The sequence below is a fragment of the Streptomyces sp. Ru72 genome (assembly GCF_002920635.1).
GTDB lineage: Bacteria > Actinomycetota > Actinomycetes > Streptomycetales > Streptomycetaceae > Streptomyces.
The window spans coordinates 17595-34071 of record NZ_PQSR01000016.1 but is presented as its reverse complement, the minus strand read 5'-3'; the positions used below and the strand labels follow the sequence as shown (position 1 = coordinate 34071).

Here is a 16477-nt window from a genome sequence, read left to right as displayed (position 1 = left end):
GACACCTCCCCCGTGCAGCACTCCGCCGTCCCGGAACTGGCTCACACCACCACCCGGCCCATCCACTGGGTCGCCACCGCAACCGCGGTCTCCGGCGTGATCGCCCTGTCCTCCGTGCTGCAGCCCGGCGCCGCAACGGCGGCCCAACCCGACAACGAGACCAGGCCCGCGCCCGTCGCCACCGCACCCCCCGACCCCGCCAAGGCCGACTTCCCCCTCCACTGCGGCCCCACCAAGCTCCTCGTCGTGAAGAAGGCCACCGGCGACCTGGACGGCGACGGCCGGCCCGAGACCGTCGTCGTCGTCCACTGCGACGCCGGCATGGGCACCCCACCCGACGGCCTCTACGTCCTCACCCAGGCGGCGGGCACCACCACACCCCGCGTCGTCGCCACCCTCGTCGACCCCAAGGACCGCATCACCGTCACCGACTTCGCCGTCCGCGACGCCGCCGTCACCGCCACCCTCCTCGGCTACTCCTCATCCGACGTACCGAGTTGCTGCCCCGACGTCAGGGACAACGCCAAGTGGCAGTGGAAGAACGGCGCATTCCTCCGCACCACCGGCGGCGGCAGCCACGACGTCTGACCCCACGGCCCGGACGGGGCGACGCCCAGCCCCAAGGATGTGAGAAAAGAGACACGGCTGACCAGAGGTGGCCGTGTGATCACGCAGCGTCCGGGCCGTACACCTCCACCCTGTCCGAAACCCGACGCACATGGATGCACTCGCCGGGACACTCCCTCGCCGAATCCACCACGTCCCCCACCAGCGGCAGCGGCACCCGCGTCGCAGCGCCCCTGACCTGCAGAAGCTCCTCGTCCGGCCCCTTCACATAAGCCAGACCATCGATGTCCAGCTCGAAGACCTCCGGCGCGTACTGGGCACAGATGCCGTCACCGGTACACAGGTCCTGATCGATCCAGACCTCCAGCTCCTCGCCGCCGACACCGGCCTCCTGCTGCACGGTCATCTCCCCTGCCGTCTACTGCGCAGAGCCCCGGGAATCCGGCCAGCTCTGACGGGTGTTGAACACCTCGACCCTACCTTCGGCCGCTTCCCAATCATGTTCGGTGGGTATTCCCCTGGCGTGAGGGAGAGCGCAAGGGTGAAGATCGGACACACCCCGACAGTCTTTGTGATCTAGGGGTTTCAATCGACACCCACCCAGGTAGGGTCTGGAAGCGTCCAGCTCCCCTTGGAGGAGGTGAGGACCGTGGCAGCCCACGACGACGACATGAACCGCGGCATCCGCCCGGGACGAGGGTCCGACGACCCTGCCGGGCAGATCGCCTACCTTGAGCAGGAGATCGCCGTCCTGCGACGCAAGCTCGCCGACTCTCCGCGACACACGAGAATTCTCGAAGAGCGGATCGTCGAGCTGCAGACCAACCTGGCCGGCGTGTCCGCGCAGAACGAGCGGCTCGCCAACACGCTCCGCGAGGCCCGCGACCAGATCGTGGCCCTCAAGGAAGAAGTCGACCGGCTCGCACAGCCACCGGCCGGCTTCGGTGTCTTCCTGCAGGCGAACGAGGACGGCACCGCCGACATCTTCACCGGAGGCCGCAAACTCCGCGTGAACGTCAGCCCCAGCGTGGACCTCGACGAGCTCCGCCGCGGCCAGGAAGTAATGCTCAACGAAGCGCTCAACGTGGTCGAAGCCATGGAGTTCGAGCGCGTCGGGGACATCGTCACCCTCAAGGAAGTCCTCGAGGACGGCGAGCGCGCCCTGGTGCTCGGGCACACCGACGAGGAACGGGTGGTACGGCTCGCCGAGCCGCTGCTGGACGTCACCATCCGCCCCGGCGACGCCCTCCTGCTCGAACCCCGCTCCGGCTACGTCTACGAGGTCGTCCCCAAGAGCGAGGTCGAAGAACTCGTCCTCGAAGAGGTACCCGACATCGGCTACGAGGCGATCGGTGGCCTCGCCGGCCAGATCGAAGCCATCCGCGACGCGGTCGAGCTCCCGTACCTCTACCCCGACCTCTTCAAGGAGCACGAGCTGCGCCCGCCCAAGGGAGTCCTCCTCTACGGACCCCCCGGATGCGGCAAGACCCTCATCGCCAAGGCCGTGGCGAACTCCCTCGCCAAAAAGGTCGCCGAAGTGACCGGCCAGGCCGCCGGCAAGAGCTTCTTCCTCAACATCAAGGGCCCCGAGCTCCTGAACAAGTACGTCGGCGAAACCGAACGACAGATCCGCCTCGTCTTCCAGCGAGCCCGCGAGAAGGCCAGCGAGGGCACCCCCGTCATCGTCTTCTTCGACGAGATGGAATCCCTCTTCCGCACCCGCGGCTCCGGCGTCAGCTCGGACGTGGAGAACACCATCGTCCCCCAGCTCCTCGCCGAGATCGACGGTGTGGAGGGCCTGCAGAACGTCGTGGTCATCGGCGCCTCCAACCGCGAGGACATGATCGACCCCGCCATCCTGCGCCCCGGCCGCCTCGACGTGAAGATCAAGATCGAACGTCCGGACGCCGAAGCAGCCAAGGACATCTTCGGGAAGTACCTCACCGAAAACCTCCCCCTGCACGCCGACGACGTCAGCGAACACGGAGGCGACAAGGGCGCCACTGTCCAGGCCATGATCCAGACCGCCGTGGAACAGATGTACGCCGAGTCCGACGAGAACCGCTTCCTGGAAGTCACCTACGCCAACGGCGACAAGGAAGTCCTCTACTTCAAGGACTTCAACTCCGGCGCCATGATCGAGAACATCGTCGGCCGCGCCAAGAAGATGGCCATCAAGGACTTCCTCGAACACAACCAGAAAGGCCTCCGCGTCTCCCACCTCCTCCAGGCGTGCGTGGACGAGTTCAAGGAGAACGAGGACCTGCCCAACACCACCAACCCCGACGACTGGGCCCGAATCTCCGGAAAGAAGGGCGAACGGATCGTCTACATCCGCACCCTTATCACCGGAAAGCAAGGCGCAGACACCGGTCGCTCCATCGACACGGTGGCAAACACCGGTCAGTACCTGTAAAAGCAAGGGCGGCTGCGGGTGCCCCCACCGGGTACCCGCAGCCCACTGCTTTTCAGGCCACGGCTGGAGCACAGCAATGACGCAAATGATCTCCCCACCAGCGCAAAGGCGTTCTAGGCTCTTTGTTACCGCCGCGTCGCGCCGTGCGGGGACGGGCACCGCACGCGCACCGGAGCACCAGCGGTATCTGAGCGCCGCCCCCGACCGAGGGCGCCGCCGGGCAAGGAGGGCCGCATGACCGTACGGCGAGTAATGGGCATCGAGACGGAGTACGGCATCTCCGTCCCCGGCCACCCCAACGCCAATGCCATGCTCACCTCATCCCAGATCGTCAACGCCTACGCGGCAGCGATGCACCGGGCCCGCCGGGCCCGCTGGGACTTCGAGGAAGAAAACCCGCTGCGGGACGCGCGAGGCTTCGACCTCGCCCGCGAGGCCGCCGACGCCAGCCAGCTCACCGACGAGGACATCGGCCTCGCCAACGTCATCCTCACCAACGGCGCACGGCTCTACGTCGACCACGCACACCCCGAATACAGCGCACCCGAGGTGACCAACCCCCGCGACGCCGTCCTCTGGGACAAAGCCGGCGAACGCATCATGGCAGAAGCCGCAGAACGAGCCGCCCAGCTCCCCGGCGCCCAACCCATCCACCTCTACAAGAACAACACCGACAACAAGGGCGCCAGCTACGGCACGCACGAGAACTACCTGATGAAGCGGGAAACCCCCTTCTCGGACATCGTGCGCCACCTCACCCCCTTCTTCGTCTCCCGCCAGGTCATCGCCGGAGCCGGCCGCGTCGGCATCGGCCAGGACGGCCACGAACACGGCTTCCAGCTCAGCCAGCGCGCCGACTACTTCGAAGTCGAGGTCGGCTTGGAGACGACGCTCAAGCGCCCCATCATCAACACCCGCGACGAACCGCACGCGGACGCGGAGAAATACCGCCGCCTCCACGTGATCATCGGCGACGCGAACCTGTCGGAGATCTCGACCTACCTGAAGCTGGGCACGACCGCGCTGGTCCTGTCCATGATCGAGGACGGCTTCATCGCCGTCGACCTCGCGGTCGACCAGCCCGTACGGACACTGCACCAGGTCTCCCACGACCCGACGCTCAAGCGCCTGATCACCCTGCGCAGCGGCCGCACACTCACCGCCGTCCAGCTCCAGATGGAGTACTACGAACTCTCCCGCAAGTACGTCGAGGAGCGGTACGGCGCCGACGCGGACGACCAGACAAAGGACGTCCTCTCCCGCTGGGAGGACACCCTCAACCGCCTCGAGCACGATCCGATGAGCCTGGCGGGGGAGCTCGACTGGGTCGCCAAGCGGGAACTCATGGAGGGCTACCGCCGCCGCGACGGCCTCGACTGGGACGCCGCCAAGCTCCACCTCCTCGACCTCCAGTACGCCGACGTACGCCCCGAGAAGGGCCTGTACAACCGCCTCGCGGCCCGCGGGCGCATGAAGCGCCTTCTGGACGAGACAGAGGTCGAGCGGGCCCGTACGAAGCCACCGGAGGACACCCGCGCCTACTTCCGCGGCCGCTGCCTCGAGCAGTACGCGGACGACGTCGCGGCCGCCTCCTGGGACTCGGTCATCTTCGACCTCCCCGGCCGGGACTCCCTCCAGCGCGTTCCAACCCTGGAACCGCTACGCGGAACGCGTAATCACGTCAAGGAGCTCCTGGACCGCTGCCGCACGGCCGAGGACCTGGTCAGGGTCCTGTCAGGCGGCTGAGGGGTACTCGGACGAGCCCGGCCGCCCGGGGTGTAAATCCCGGCGGCCGGGAATCATCGAGGTGGTCCCCGCACGTTGGAGTAACTGCGGGGCCATTGTCGGACCCGGCTAGTAGGGTCTGATCACCACCGATCGGCAGGAAAGCCGACCTGTCGACCATGTCGGGCGAACTGAGCGGGGTGAGGGTTATGGCGACCAAGGACACCGGCGGCGGCCAGCAGAAGGCCACGCGCTCCACCGAGGAGATCGAGGAGCAGGAGCAGGAGGCTCAGGCTTCGGGGGATCTCAAGGAGCGGCAGGAGAAGCTGAGCGACGATGTGGACTCCGTCCTCGACGAAATCGATGACGTACTCGAAGAAAATGCCGAGGATTTCGTGCGCTCCTTCGTGCAGAAGGGTGGCGAGTAAAGGCTCACCGGTCACTTTTCCTTCGAAATGAAGGCGGCGGGGGGATCGGGTGGCTGAGGAACCGAACGCGAAGCAGTGCACGAAATGCAAGCGCGACTTGCCGCCTGGTGCGTTCGCACGCGACAAGAATCGGAGTGACGGCCTCCAGGTGTGGTGCCGGGAGTGCGTGGCGGAGTACAGCGCCGGGCACTCCCGGCGCCGCCGGGAGGCCATGGGCAAGCCGGTGCGCGAGAAGGTCGACGTGCCGCCGGGGCACAAGCTCTGCCGGACGTGTGGCGAGGTCAAGCCCCACAGCGAGTGGCATCGCAACGCGACGGCGTCCGACGGCCTGTCGACGCGCTGCAAGGCGTGCCGTGCCGTGCAGGGGCGGCAAGACCACCTGAAGCGTCAGTACGGCATCACCGAGGCCGAACGTGACGAGTTGATCGCCTCCCAAGCAGGCGTCTGTTGCATATGTCTATCGGCCCCGGCAGCGCATGTGGATCACTGCCATGAGACGGGTAGGGTCCGTGGCGTACTGTGCTTCAGCTGCAATGCCGCACTGGGGCAGTTCAAGGATCGGCCCGACGTGATAAGGCGGGCTGCGACATACGTGGAAGGAAACGCGTGGAAGCCAATCCTCGTAGCACCGGGCGTCTACCAGCTGCCTTCCTGACGCCTGGCTCGTCGTCCTTCATGGACTTCCTGTCGGAGCACCAGCCCGAGCTGCTGCCCGGCAACCGGCAGCTGCCGCCCACGCAGGGCGTGATCGAGGCTCCGCACGGCACGACCATCGTGGCCACGACGTTCCCGGGGGGCGTCGTGCTCGCGGGTGACCGCCGGGCGACGATGGGCAATGTGATCGCGCAGCGGGACATCGAGAAGGTGTTCCCGGCGGACGAGTACTCGGCCGTGGGTATCGCCGGCACGGCGGGTCTCGCCGTCGAGATGGTGAAGCTGTTCCAGCTGGAGCTGGAGCACTTCGAGAAGGTCGAGGGTGCGCAGCTGTCCCTGGAGGGCAAGGCGAACCGTCTGTCGACCATGATCCGTTCCAATCTGGGCATGGCCATGCAGGGTCTTGCCGTGGTCCCGCTTTTCGCCGGTTACGACCTGGACCGTGGCAAGGGCCGCATCTTCTCCTACGACGTGACGGGCGGCCGTTCCGAGGAGCAGGGCTTCGCGGCCACGGGTTCGGGCTCGATCTTCGCGCGTGGTGCCATGAAGAAGCTCTACCGTGAGGATCTGACCGAGGAGCAGGCCACGACCCTGGTGGTTCAGGCCCTCTACGACGCGGCGGACGACGACTCGGCGACCGGTGGTCCCGATGTCGCTCGCCGGATTTATCCGATCGTCACCGTGATCACCGAGGACGGCTTCCGCCGGCTGACCGACGACGAGTCGTCCGGGATCGCCCGTTCGATCCTGGAGCGGCGTCTGGAGCAGCCCGACGGTCCGCGGGCCGCGCTGCTCTGACGGCGGGACCGGTTGTTATCAAGGTGATCGCGTGACTTCGACAGAAAGGGACGGATAACCGGTGTCGACGCCGTTCTATGTCTCCCCCCAGCAGGCCATGGCCGACCGGGCGGAGTACGCCCGTAAGGGCATCGCGCGCGGCCGCAGTCTGGTCGTGATGCAGTACGCCGACGGCATCGTGTTCGTCGGTGAGAACCCGTCCCGTGCGCTGCACAAGTTCAGTGAGATCTACGACCGGATCGGTTTCGCGGCCGCCGGCAAGTACAACGAGTACGAGAACCTGCGGATCGGTGGTGTGCGTTACGCCGACCTGCGCGGCTACACGTACGACCGTGATGATGTCACCGCCCGGGGTCTGGCGAACGTGTACGCGCAGACGCTGGGCACGATCTTCTCGAGTGCGGCGGAGAAGCCGTACGAGGTGGAGCTGGTGGTCGCCGAGGTGGGGGAGACCCCGGAGGGTGATCAGATCTACCGTCTGCCGCATGACGGGTCGATCGTGGACGAGCACGGTTCGGTGGCGGTCGGTGGCAATGCGGAGCAGATCAGCAGTTTTCTCGATCAGCGTCATCGTGACGGTATGACGTTGGCGGAGGCGCTGAAGCTGGCGGTGCAGGCGCTGTCGCGTGACACGAACGGCAGTGAGCGGGAGATTCCGGCGGAGCGTCTGGAGGTCGCGGTGCTGGACCGTACGCGGCCGCAGAAGCGCAAGTTCAGGCGGATCACCGGCCGTCAGCTGTCGCGGCTGTTGCAGGCGGACGGTGCGTCGACGGCGGCGGAGGCGGAGGCCGAGGCGGGCGCCGACGCGGAGTCGGAGGAGTAGGCCGTCTGCCTCTTGCGGCCGTATGACCGTGTGACGCTGCGCGCCCCGCCCGTTCCGGGTCGGGGCGCGCAGCGTTGTGGTCCCGGGTCGCTCCGGGGTCACTGGCGCGGTGGTGCTGTGGAGCCTCGTACGACGAGTTCCACGGGGATGTCGCCCTGCTCGGGTGTGCGGCCTTCCAGGACCGCCAGCAGGGCTTCCATGCCTCGCTGTCCGAACAGTTCGGCGTCCAGTCGTACGGTCGTCAGTTCGGGGTCGATGGCGGTGGCGATGGCGAGGTCGTCCAGGCCGGTGACGGAGAGGTCGTCGGGGATGCGCAGGCCGAGGCGGCGGGCGGCTTTGTAGGCGCCGGCGGCGAGTTTGTCGTCGTCGCAGACGAGGGCGGTGGGGCGGGGGCCGGGGGCGGTGAGGGCGGTTTCGGCGGCGGTGAGGGCGCCTTCGATGGAGATGGGGGCGTGGGTGGTGCGCAGGGTGGTGCCGGGGGCGGTGCCGACGCGTGCCGCGAGTTCCTGTGCGCGTGTCCGGAAGGTCCAGGAGGGGACGTCGGCGGCGAGGTGGAGGAAGTGCCGGTGGCCCAGACCGAGTAGGTGTTCGGCTACTTGGCGTATGCCGTCGGTGATGTCGAGGTTGACGGTTGCGGCGCCGGGGCTGCCTTCGGGGTCGCTGTCGAGCATGACGAGGGGGAGTTGGTCGCCGTGGATGGCGGTGAGGGCGTCGGCGGCCATGGAGGAGGCGATGACGCCGTCGAGGGCGGCTTGTGCGGAGTGGAAGGGGTCTCTGGCGGGGCCGACGCCTTCGGGTGAGGGGTAGAGGACGACGCCGAAGCCGTGGTCGGCGGCGATGCGGGCGGCGCCGGTGTAGACGCCGGCGAAGAATTCGGTGGTGAGGGCGGGTACCACCAGCAGGACTGTGCGGGTGTGGCCGAGGCGGAGGTTGCGTGCCGCGAGGTTGGGCCGGTAGCCGAGGTCTCGTGCGGCTTGTCGGACGCGTTCGGCGACGGGTTCGGAGACGCGTCCGCGCCATTTGTCGCCGAGGACGAGGGAGACGGCTGCCTGGGAGACGCCGGCGGCCTGGGCGACATCGCGGCTGGTGGGTCGCGTGCTACCGGGTGGCACGGTGGGCGTGCTCCTTCGTGCGGGCTGGTGGGGCGGCGTCGTGTGGACTGCGGGTCAGCGCTCATGGTACGTATGGCAGACGAGGTTATACGTAAAACTTCACCCGTCGCGGGTACGGAGAAGCGGGGTGGGGCCGGGAGAAGGGATGCGCATGGCCGCGGGCTACGTGGAGATCCTCAGGGTGAGGCATGCCGCCCGCCTGCTGGTGGGGACGCTGGTGGGCCGGTTGCCGAACGCGGTGGCCGCGATCGCGGTGGTGCTGTTCGTGCGGGCCGAGGGCGGTACGTACAGCCTGGCGGGGGCGCTGGCCGCGGTGTACGGGGTGGCCAACGCGGTGGGGCAGCCTGTGCTGGGGCGGCTGGTCGATCTGCACGGGCAGCCTCGGGTGCAGCTTCCGGCGGCGGTGGTGTCCGCCGCCGCCATGACGGTGTTCGCGCTGACGGGTCTGGAGCCGATCGCCGTGGCGTATGCCGCGATGGTGGTCGCGGGACTGTTCACGCCGCCGCTGGAGGGCGGTCTGCGGGCGATGTGGCCGGTGGTCCTGCGCCGGGAGGAGCAGGTCCACACCGCGTATGCGATGGACGCGGTGGCGCAGGAGGTGATGTTCACCGTCGGCCCGTTGCTGGTGACCTTGTGCGCCTCGCTGTGGTCGGCGCGGGTGGCGGTGGTGGTGCTGAACGTCGTGGGGGTGCTGGGCGCGTTGTCCGTGGTGGTGTCGCCGCCGTCGCGTGCGTGGCGCTCGGCGCCGCGTGAGGCGCACTGGCTGGGGGCGTTGCGCTCGCGGGGGCTGCTGGTGCTGCTCGGCGCGTTCCTGTTCGTGGGGATGGCGTTGGGCTCGATCACGGTGGCGGCCGTGTCGTACGCCGATGGTCACGGGGGCGACGGGGTGTACGGCTGGCTGATGGCGGCGATCGGGTTGGGCGCTCTGGCCGGGGGTTCGGTGTACGGGGCGCGGCGGTGGCCGGGTGCGCCGGAGCGGCGGCTGCGTGTGCTGGTGGGGCTTTTGGCGCTGTGTTACCTGCCGCTGATGCTGATGCCGGGTGTGGTGGCGATGGTGGCGCTGACCGCGGTGGCGGGGGTGTTCCTGGCGCCGTGCATCGCGTGTGCGTTCGTGCTGGTGGACCGGCATGCGCCGGGCGGTACGGTGACGGAGGCGTTCTCGTGGTTGGTGACGACGTTCACGGTGGGTGCGTCGGTCGGGACGGGCGTCGCGGGGCCGGTGGTGCAGGCGGGTGGCGCGCTGTGGGGTTTCGCGGTGCCGGGGGCCGCGGGGGCCGTGTCGCTGCTGGTCCTGGTGGTCGCGGGGCGGGTACTCGCAGCTCCCGCCGGGGGCGGGGTGGTTGCGGGTTCACCGGAAAATGATCCAAACCGTGCTGTCGAACCCCGTTTCAGCTCGGGGGATCGGGCGTAATGTTCAGTCATGGACCGCCGCATTTTCGGGCTGGAGAACGAGTACGGCGTCACGTGCACGTTCAGGGGACAGCGCCGTCTGTCGCCTGACGAGGTGGCGCGGTACCTCTTCCGCCGTGTCGTGTCATGGGGCCGCAGCAGCAATGTGTTTCTGCGCAACGGGGCCCGTCTCTATCTCGACGTGGGCTCGCATCCGGAATACGCGACACCCGAATGTGACAACGTGATCGAACTGGTCACCCACGACAAGGCCGGCGAGCGCATTCTGGAGGGGCTGCTGGTCGATGCCGAACGCCGCCTGCACGAGGAGGGAATCGCGGGCGACGTCTACCTCTTCAAGAACAACACGGACTCGGCGGGCAACTCCTACGGTTGTCACGAGAACTACCTGGTGGCGCGGCACGGGGAGTTCTCGCGGCTCGCGGACATCCTGATTCCGTTCCTGGTCACCAGGCAGTTGCTGTGCGGTGCCGGCAAGGTGCTGCAGACCCCGCGCGGGGCGGTGTACTGCGTGAGTCAGCGGGCCGAGCACATCTGGGAGGGCGTCAGCTCGGCGACGACCCGTTCCCGGCCGATCATCAACACGCGGGACGAGCCGCACGCGGACGCGGAGCGTTACCGCCGTCTGCATGTCATCGTCGGCGATTCGAACATGTCCGAGACGACGATGCTGCTGAAGGTCGGCGCGACCGATCTGGTGCTGCGGATGATCGAGGCGGGGACGGTGATGCGTGACCTGACCCTGGAGAACCCGATCCGGGCGATCCGCGAGGTCAGCCATGACATCACGGGCCGCCGCAAGGTGCGCCTGGCGAGCGGGCGGGAGGCGTCGGCGCTGGAGGTGCAGCGGGAGTACTACGAGAAGGCCGTGGACTTCTGCGAGCGCCGGGGTATCCGGACGGGCACGGTCGAGCAGGTGCTGGAGCTGTGGGGCCGTACGCTGGACGCGATCGAGTCGGAGGATCTCGACCGGATCGGGACCGAGATCGACTGGGTGATGAAGTACAAGCTCATCGAGCGGTACCGGGCCAAGCACAACATGACGATGTCGCATCCGCGGGTGGCGCAGATAGACCTCGCCTACCACGACATCCACCGTCGTCGTGGTCTGTACTACCTGCTGGAGAAGAAGGGTCAAGCCGCCCGTATCTGCAATGACTTGAAGATCTTCGAGGGCAAGTCGGTTCCGCCGCAGACCACTCGCGCGCGGCTGCGCGGTGACTTCATCCGGCGGGCGCAGGAACAGCGCCGTGATTTCACGGTCGACTGGGTGCATCTGAAGCTCAACGACCAGGCGCAGCGGACGGTGTTGTGCAAGGACCCGTTCCGTTCGGTGGACGACCGGGTGGAGAAGCTGATCGCAGGAATGTGAGACCGGAATCTGAGATGCCGCGTTTCGCGCGTGTCTCAGTGACGCCACACGGGCGCCGTACGTTTGCCGTACGGCGCCCTTCTCACGCCGTAGAGTTGCGCGCACGCCATCCATCAAGATCGACCGATTGAGGCCCCATCGTGCGCCGACGCTCTCTTCTTCTTGCCGCTGTGCCCGCCGGGCTGGTGACCGTCGCCGGATGCGGTGACGACAAGTCCGGCAAGGGTGCGAACGGTACCAGTTCGTCCCCCGCGCCCTCGGGGACGTCGGCCGCCCCGCCGCCGAAGATCGTGGAGGGGCCGTTGCCGGCGATCACCGCCGGCAACAGGTTCGGCCAGAAGCCGACTGTGGCCAAGGGGTCCGGCTCCCCGTCGAAGGACCTGGCGGTGAAGACGGTGATCGCGGGCGGTGGGCAGTCGGTCGCGGAGAACGACTACATCCAGGCGAACTACCTGGGCCAGATCTGGGACACGGCCAAGGTCTTCGACAACTCCTACGACCGCGGGACGCCGCTGGTGATCCAGCTCGCCGAGGGCCAGATCATCGACGGTTGGCGGTATGCGCTGGCGGGGAGGAAGGCCGGCAGCCGGGTGCTGATGGCCGTGCCTCCGACCTGGGGGTACGGCACGCAGGGCAACCAGCAGGCGGGCATCAAGGGCACCGACACGCTCGTGTTCGTGGTGGACGTGCAGAACACGTTCAACGCGAAGAGTTCCGCCAAGGGCAAGGCGGTCGCGCAGAGCGACTCCGACCTGCCGAAGGTGGGCACGAACACCGACGGCAAGGCGCCGTCGATCGACGTGCCGAAGGTGAAGCCGCCGACGGGGCTGGTCGCGAAGTACGTCATCGAGGGCGACGGCGACGAGGTCAAGGCGGACAACACGGTTCTGGTGCAGTACAAGGGCGTGCTGTGGGACACCGGCAAGGAGTTCGACTCCACGTACGGCCGGGGCCAGCTTGCGTCGTTCTCGCTCCAGCAGGTCGTCAAGGGCTGGGCGCAGGGGCTGACCGGGAAGAAGGTGGGCAGCCGCGTGCTCGTCGTCATCCCGCCGAAGCTGGGGTACGGGGACAACCCGCCGAGCGGCAGCGGCATCAAGAAGGACTCCACGCTGGTGTTCGTGGTCGACATCCTGGCGAAGATGTAAGCCCTGCGGGGATGTGAGAGTGTCGGTGGTGCCGCAATGGCCTCAACACGAAACAGCAGGAGCTTTTGACGTGAGCATCGAGAAGCCCGAGATCGATTTCCCGGGCGGCGAGCCCCCGGCCGACCTCGAGATCAAGGACATCTGGGAGGGTGACGGCCCGGAGGCCAAGGCGGGCGACACCGTCTCCGTCCACTACGTGGGCGTCGCCTTCTCCACCGGTGAGGAGTTCGACGCGTCCTGGAACCGCGGTACGCCGCTGAAGTTCCAGCTGGGTGTCGGCCAGGTCATCAAGGGCTGGGACCAGGGCGTCCAGGGCATGAAGGTCGGCGGCCGCCGCCAGCTGACGATTCCCCCGCACCTGGCTTACGGCGACCGCGGCGCGGGCGCCCGGATCAAGCCGGGCGAGACGCTGATCTTCGTCTGCGACCTGGTCGCGGTCTGAGCGAGGCACCAGCCGCCGACCGCCGCCGGGCCTCGGCCCGGCGGCGGTACCCCAGTCGGCCGCCCGAGGCCGTCCGGCAGCCGCTGTGCGGGGCCGCGGAAGCGGTCACCCGGCGGCTGCGCGGGTGATCCGGCCGCCGGGCGGCCTCCGGCGGGGGCGGCTTCGTGGAGTGCCTCCGGCGGGTTCCGGGGCGGCCGAGCCCGGTCCGGCTGCGGACGTGCGGGCGGCTGCCCGGAGGCGACCGGAAACGATCAGCTGGGTCCATGCCTGCGCGGGCATGGGCCCTCGGCTTTTGCCGGGGTGCTCGCGGGCGGTACGGTCGTGCGTCGTAAGCACCATGGGGAGGCGAAGGGCGTCGATGGCCATTGCCAAGGCCGAGCGGCTGATGAATCTGGCGCTGTGTCTGCTCGGGACGCGGCGGCCGCTCAGCAAGCGTGAGCTGCGCGAGTCCATCGAGGCCTATCTGGAAGCAGGGTCCGACGACTCCTTCAACCGCATGTTCGAGCGGGACAAGGACGACCTGCGTGAGCTCGGGCTCGTGATCGAGACCGTGGAGAACCTCGAGGGCGAGGTCGGCTACCTGGCGCGCCGCGACAGCAACCGCCTTCCGCCCATCACGCTCGACGCCGAGGAGGCCGCCGCGCTCGGTCTGGCCGCCAAGGTGTGGCAGCAGGCCCGGCTCGCCGGTGCCGCGAGCGGGGCCCTGCAGAAGCTGCGCGCCGCCGGCCTGCCCGAGGACGTCGACCCGTACGAGGCCCACGGAGCTCTGGAACCCCGCATTCCAGTGCACGAGGCCGCGTTCGAGCCGCTGATGCTGGCGTGCCGGGACCGTCGCCCCGTCGTCTTCGACTACCGCAAGGCCACCGCCGCCCACCCCGAACAGCGCCATGTCGAACCGTGGGCGCTGGAGTGCTGGCGCGGCCACTGGTACCTGGCGGGCTGGGACCGCGACCGGGGCGCCGAGCGTGTCTTCCGGCTGTCGAGGATCACCGGCAAGGTGCGCAGTCGCGGCGGCGCCTTCCTGGCCCCGGTTCCCGATGTGGTCACCGTCCGTGAGACCGTGGCGAGCTGGGCGGGGGAGACCGCCGACCGTTCGGCGCGGATCCGGCTGCGCAAGGACGCGGGGTACCCCCTTCGGGCGAAGGCCACCTCTGTGCGGGAACTCGGTGACGGCTGGGACGAGTTGGAGATTCCGTACGGGCACGGCCTCGACGCCTGGCTGGTGGAGTTCGGGCCCGACGTGGTGGTCCTGGAGCCGGCGGAGCTGAGGGCCGACGTGGTGGACCGGCTGCGTGCCGTGGCCAAGGGCTGAGGGGGGACGTACGACCGTGGCAGGCAAACCGGCCAGGCCGGCGAACGCCATCGACCAGACCCGGCGGATGCTGTCCCTGGTGACATATCTGCGCGAGCGCCCCGGCGCGCGCGTAGAGGACGTCGCCCGGGCGTTCGGGATCACCGAGGAGGAGCTGGTCTCCGACCTCGACGTGCTGCCCATGTGCGGCACCAGTTTCCGCGGCGGCGACCTCCTCGACATCGACACCGACGGCGAGCGCATCTGGTGGCACAACCCGGCCGCTCTCGGCGCGGAGGCGGCCGAGCCGCTGCGGCTGGCGGCGGACGAGGCGACCGCGCTGCTGGTGGCCGCGCGGGCCGTGGCCACCCTGCCGGGGCTGCGGGAGAGCGACCGGCAGGCGCTGCTGCGCGCCACCGCCAAGGTGGAGACCGCCGCCGGCGAGGCCGCGGGCGCCAGCTCCCGGCTGTCGGTGACGTTCGAGTCCGAGGGCGGTGTCTTCGCCGACGTCGACCGGGCCATCTCCGAGCGTCGCCGCCTGTGGATCCGTTACTACTCGCCGGCCCGTGACGAGGTCACCGAGCGCGAGATCGACCCGATCCGCCTGGTCAGCGTCGGCCACACGTATGTGGAGGCGTGGTGCCGCCGCTCCGAGGCGCGCCGCACCTTCCGGCTCGACCGGGTCGCCGAGATCAAGATCCTCGACGAGCCGTCGGCGCCGCCGGAGGTCGAGCTGCGGGACCTGTCCGAGGGGCTGGTCCAGCCCGCCGCCGAGGATCCCGAGGTGGTCGTCGAGGTCGGACCGGGCGGCCGCTGGGTCGCCGAGTACTACCCGCACGACAGCGCGGACGAGCTGCCGGACGGCGGGCTGCGCATCACCTTGCGGACCCCCGACCCGGCGTCGCTCAGACGGCTGGCGCTGCGGCTCGGACGGGACGGCCGGATCGTGTCGCCGCAGGACCTCGCGGACAGCGCCCGCCGGGCGGCCCGCGAGGCGCTCGCGGCGTACGACGGGCCGGACCCGGTTCAGGACGGGCTGTACGACAGGCAGGAGCAGCAGCTGTGAGCACGTCGGCGATGTCTGGTGCGTCGGAGCGGTCGGAGGCGTCGGCCGGTGCGCCGCAGGGGCCGGGGGCCGCGGAGATGTCGGTGCGAACGGCGTTCGCCGGGATGAGGCGGGTGGCCGACGTGGTGTTCCGGGCGGGCTGCCCGGACTGCCGGGCCCGTTTCGAGCTGGGGGCGAGCGCCCTGCGGCTGGCGATCGGCGCCACCAGCAAGACCACGTTCTACTCCTTCACGTGCCCCGAGTGCGGCGCGTTGGTCCGCAAGCCGGCCGGGGAGCGCATCGTCGAACTGCTCACCGGCGGCGGGGTGCGGACCCTGCGGCTGCACTCGACCCTCTAGGCTCTTACGTCATGTTCTGGCCGATGCTCGCGATCGCTCTGGGGTTCCTGGGGCTCGCCGTTCTGGGTGTGTTCGCCGTCAGGGTCTTCCTGGAGGCCCAGCGCCTCGGGCGGCAGGTCGCCGACTCGACGCGCCGGATCAACCGCGCCGCGGAGGACCTGGAGCGGGCGGCCGTGGGCGCGGCGCGGGCCGCTGACCGGATATGAGGTCCGCCGCAGCCCGGCAATCCGCCTCGCGCCGGCAATCCGCTTCAGCCGGGAATGTCCCTCGCGTCGCACTCCGGCGCACGCCCTTCTCCGCCGGACCCCGGACCAGCGACGGTGTTGCGCGGATCCGGTAAGAGGGGCCGCAGGAGGCGCAATGAGTCACTTCGCCCTGTCTACTTCCCACCGCGTACAGGTACGCTGCTGGTCGCGGCCCGAAGAACGAGGCGCGGTCCGCAGACCGGGAGTACGCACAGGGATTGCCTCACGTTCACCCCTGAGCGTTACGATCGCTGCACGACCATCGGACACTTGTCCGACTGATCGAACAGCACCCCCACCCAATGCCGCCTCGGTGAGAAGGTAAAGACTTATGTTCGGAAGGCTCGGAGCCCCCGAGATCATTCTCATCCTCGTCGTCATCATCCTGCTGTTCGGCGCGAAGAAGCTTCCGGACATGGCGCGCTCCCTCGGCAAGTCCGCGCGCATCCTGAAGAGCGAGGCGAAGGCGATGAAGGAGGAGGGCAAGCCCTCCGCGCCGGCCGGCCCGCCGAACGACGAGCAGCCCCCGGCCCAGCGCACCATCCAGGCCGCTCCCGGTGACGTGACCAGCGCCCGCCCGGTCAACGAGCCGACGGACACGACCCAGCGCTGACGGGAGGACCGGAGTTCCCGGTCCACTGCACG

The 16477-nt window shown here is 68.8% G+C and carries 18 protein-coding genes; 16 read left to right on the top strand and 2 right to left on the bottom strand.

Annotated elements, in window-relative coordinates:
- Nucleotides 1-12: 12 nt before the first annotated feature.
- On the top strand, nt 13-588 hold the full coding sequence (locus C3488_RS10510) for a hypothetical protein (protein WP_103839090.1): 576 nt from the start codon (nt 13-15) through the stop codon (nt 586-588).
- Between the two features lie 79 nt (nt 589-667).
- Here the strand turns inward: C3488_RS10510 and C3488_RS10505 are convergent, their stop codons facing one another.
- Nucleotides 668-973, bottom strand: coding sequence for a ferredoxin (locus C3488_RS10505; RefSeq protein WP_103839089.1), 306 nt, complete (start codon nt 971-973; stop codon nt 668-670).
- Nucleotides 974-1216: 243 nt separating this feature from the next.
- Between C3488_RS10505 and arc the strand changes: the two genes are divergently transcribed.
- The 6 genes from arc to prcA all read left to right on the top strand — a co-directional run bounded on the left by arc (nt 1217) and on the right by prcA (nt 7411).
- Nucleotides 1217-2983, top strand: a complete 1767-nt coding sequence (arc, locus tag C3488_RS10495; RefSeq protein ID WP_103839087.1) for a proteasome ATPase — start codon at nt 1217-1219, stop codon at nt 2981-2983.
- 234 nt (nt 2984-3217) lie between these two features.
- Nucleotides 3218-4729, top strand: a complete 1512-nt coding sequence (dop, locus tag C3488_RS10490) for a depupylase/deamidase Dop (RefSeq protein ID WP_374955408.1) — start codon at nt 3218-3220, stop codon at nt 4727-4729.
- A gap of 188 nt (nt 4730-4917) precedes the next feature.
- Nucleotides 4918-5136 (top strand): ubiquitin-like protein Pup, encoded by a 219-nt coding sequence (locus C3488_RS10485; protein WP_103839153.1) that lies wholly within the window; start codon nt 4918-4920, stop codon nt 5134-5136.
- A 49-nt stretch (nt 5137-5185) separates the two neighbouring features.
- Nucleotides 5186-5791, top strand: a complete 606-nt coding sequence (locus C3488_RS10480; protein ID WP_103839085.1) for an endonuclease VII domain-containing protein — start codon at nt 5186-5188, stop codon at nt 5789-5791.
- Nucleotides 5743-6588: a proteasome subunit beta gene (prcB, locus tag C3488_RS10475; protein WP_103839084.1), complete on the top strand. Its 846-nt coding sequence runs from the start codon at nt 5743-5745 to the stop codon at nt 6586-6588. Before C3488_RS10480 ends, prcB begins: the two co-directional genes overlap by 49 nt.
- Nucleotides 6589-6649: 61 nt before the next feature.
- Entirely contained in the window at nt 6650-7411 is a 762-nt protein-coding gene (gene prcA, locus C3488_RS10470; RefSeq protein ID WP_103839083.1) for a proteasome subunit alpha, read from the top strand.
- Between the two features lie 98 nt (nt 7412-7509).
- Here prcA and C3488_RS10465 read toward each other — a convergent pair whose 3' ends face one another.
- Nucleotides 7510-8523, bottom strand: a complete 1014-nt coding sequence (locus C3488_RS10465; protein ID WP_103839082.1) for a LacI family DNA-binding transcriptional regulator — start codon at nt 8521-8523, stop codon at nt 7510-7512.
- Between the two features lie 151 nt (nt 8524-8674).
- Here C3488_RS10465 and C3488_RS10460 point away from each other — a divergent pair, with 151 nt between their 5' ends.
- From C3488_RS10460 to tatA, 9 genes are all read left to right on the top strand, one after another.
- Complete coding sequence (locus C3488_RS10460) at nt 8675-9934, top strand: MFS transporter (RefSeq protein WP_103839152.1); 1260 nt, start codon at nt 8675-8677, stop codon at nt 9932-9934.
- A 9-nt stretch (nt 9935-9943) separates the two neighbouring features.
- Nucleotides 9944-11305: a Pup--protein ligase gene (gene pafA, locus C3488_RS10455; RefSeq protein WP_019754142.1), complete on the top strand. Its 1362-nt coding sequence runs from the start codon at nt 9944-9946 to the stop codon at nt 11303-11305.
- Nucleotides 11306-11445: 140 nt separating this feature from the next.
- Entirely contained in the window at nt 11446-12450 is a 1005-nt protein-coding gene (locus C3488_RS10450) for an FKBP-type peptidyl-prolyl cis-trans isomerase (protein WP_103839081.1), read from the top strand.
- A 70-nt stretch (nt 12451-12520) separates the two neighbouring features.
- Nucleotides 12521-12892 (top strand): FKBP-type peptidyl-prolyl cis-trans isomerase, encoded by a 372-nt coding sequence (locus C3488_RS10445; RefSeq protein ID WP_103839080.1) that lies wholly within the window; start codon nt 12521-12523, stop codon nt 12890-12892.
- Nucleotides 12893-13250: 358 nt separating this feature from the next.
- Complete coding sequence (locus tag C3488_RS10440; RefSeq protein WP_103839079.1) at nt 13251-14204, top strand: YafY family protein; 954 nt, start codon at nt 13251-13253, stop codon at nt 14202-14204.
- 16 nt (nt 14205-14220) lie between these two features.
- Nucleotides 14221-15249, top strand: coding sequence for a YafY family protein (locus C3488_RS10435; RefSeq protein ID WP_103839078.1), 1029 nt, complete (start codon nt 14221-14223; stop codon nt 15247-15249).
- 77 nt (nt 15250-15326) lie between these two features.
- Complete coding sequence (locus C3488_RS10430) at nt 15327-15587, top strand: phage terminase large subunit family protein (RefSeq protein ID WP_258053368.1); 261 nt, start codon at nt 15327-15329, stop codon at nt 15585-15587.
- Nucleotides 15588-15598: 11 nt separating this feature from the next.
- Nucleotides 15599-15793, top strand: a complete 195-nt coding sequence (locus C3488_RS10425; protein WP_103839076.1) for a hypothetical protein — start codon at nt 15599-15601, stop codon at nt 15791-15793.
- 370 nt (nt 15794-16163) lie between these two features.
- Entirely contained in the window at nt 16164-16445 is a 282-nt protein-coding gene (gene tatA, locus C3488_RS10420; RefSeq protein WP_103839075.1) for a Sec-independent protein translocase subunit TatA, read from the top strand.
- The last annotated feature ends 32 nt before the right edge of the window (nt 16446-16477 follow it).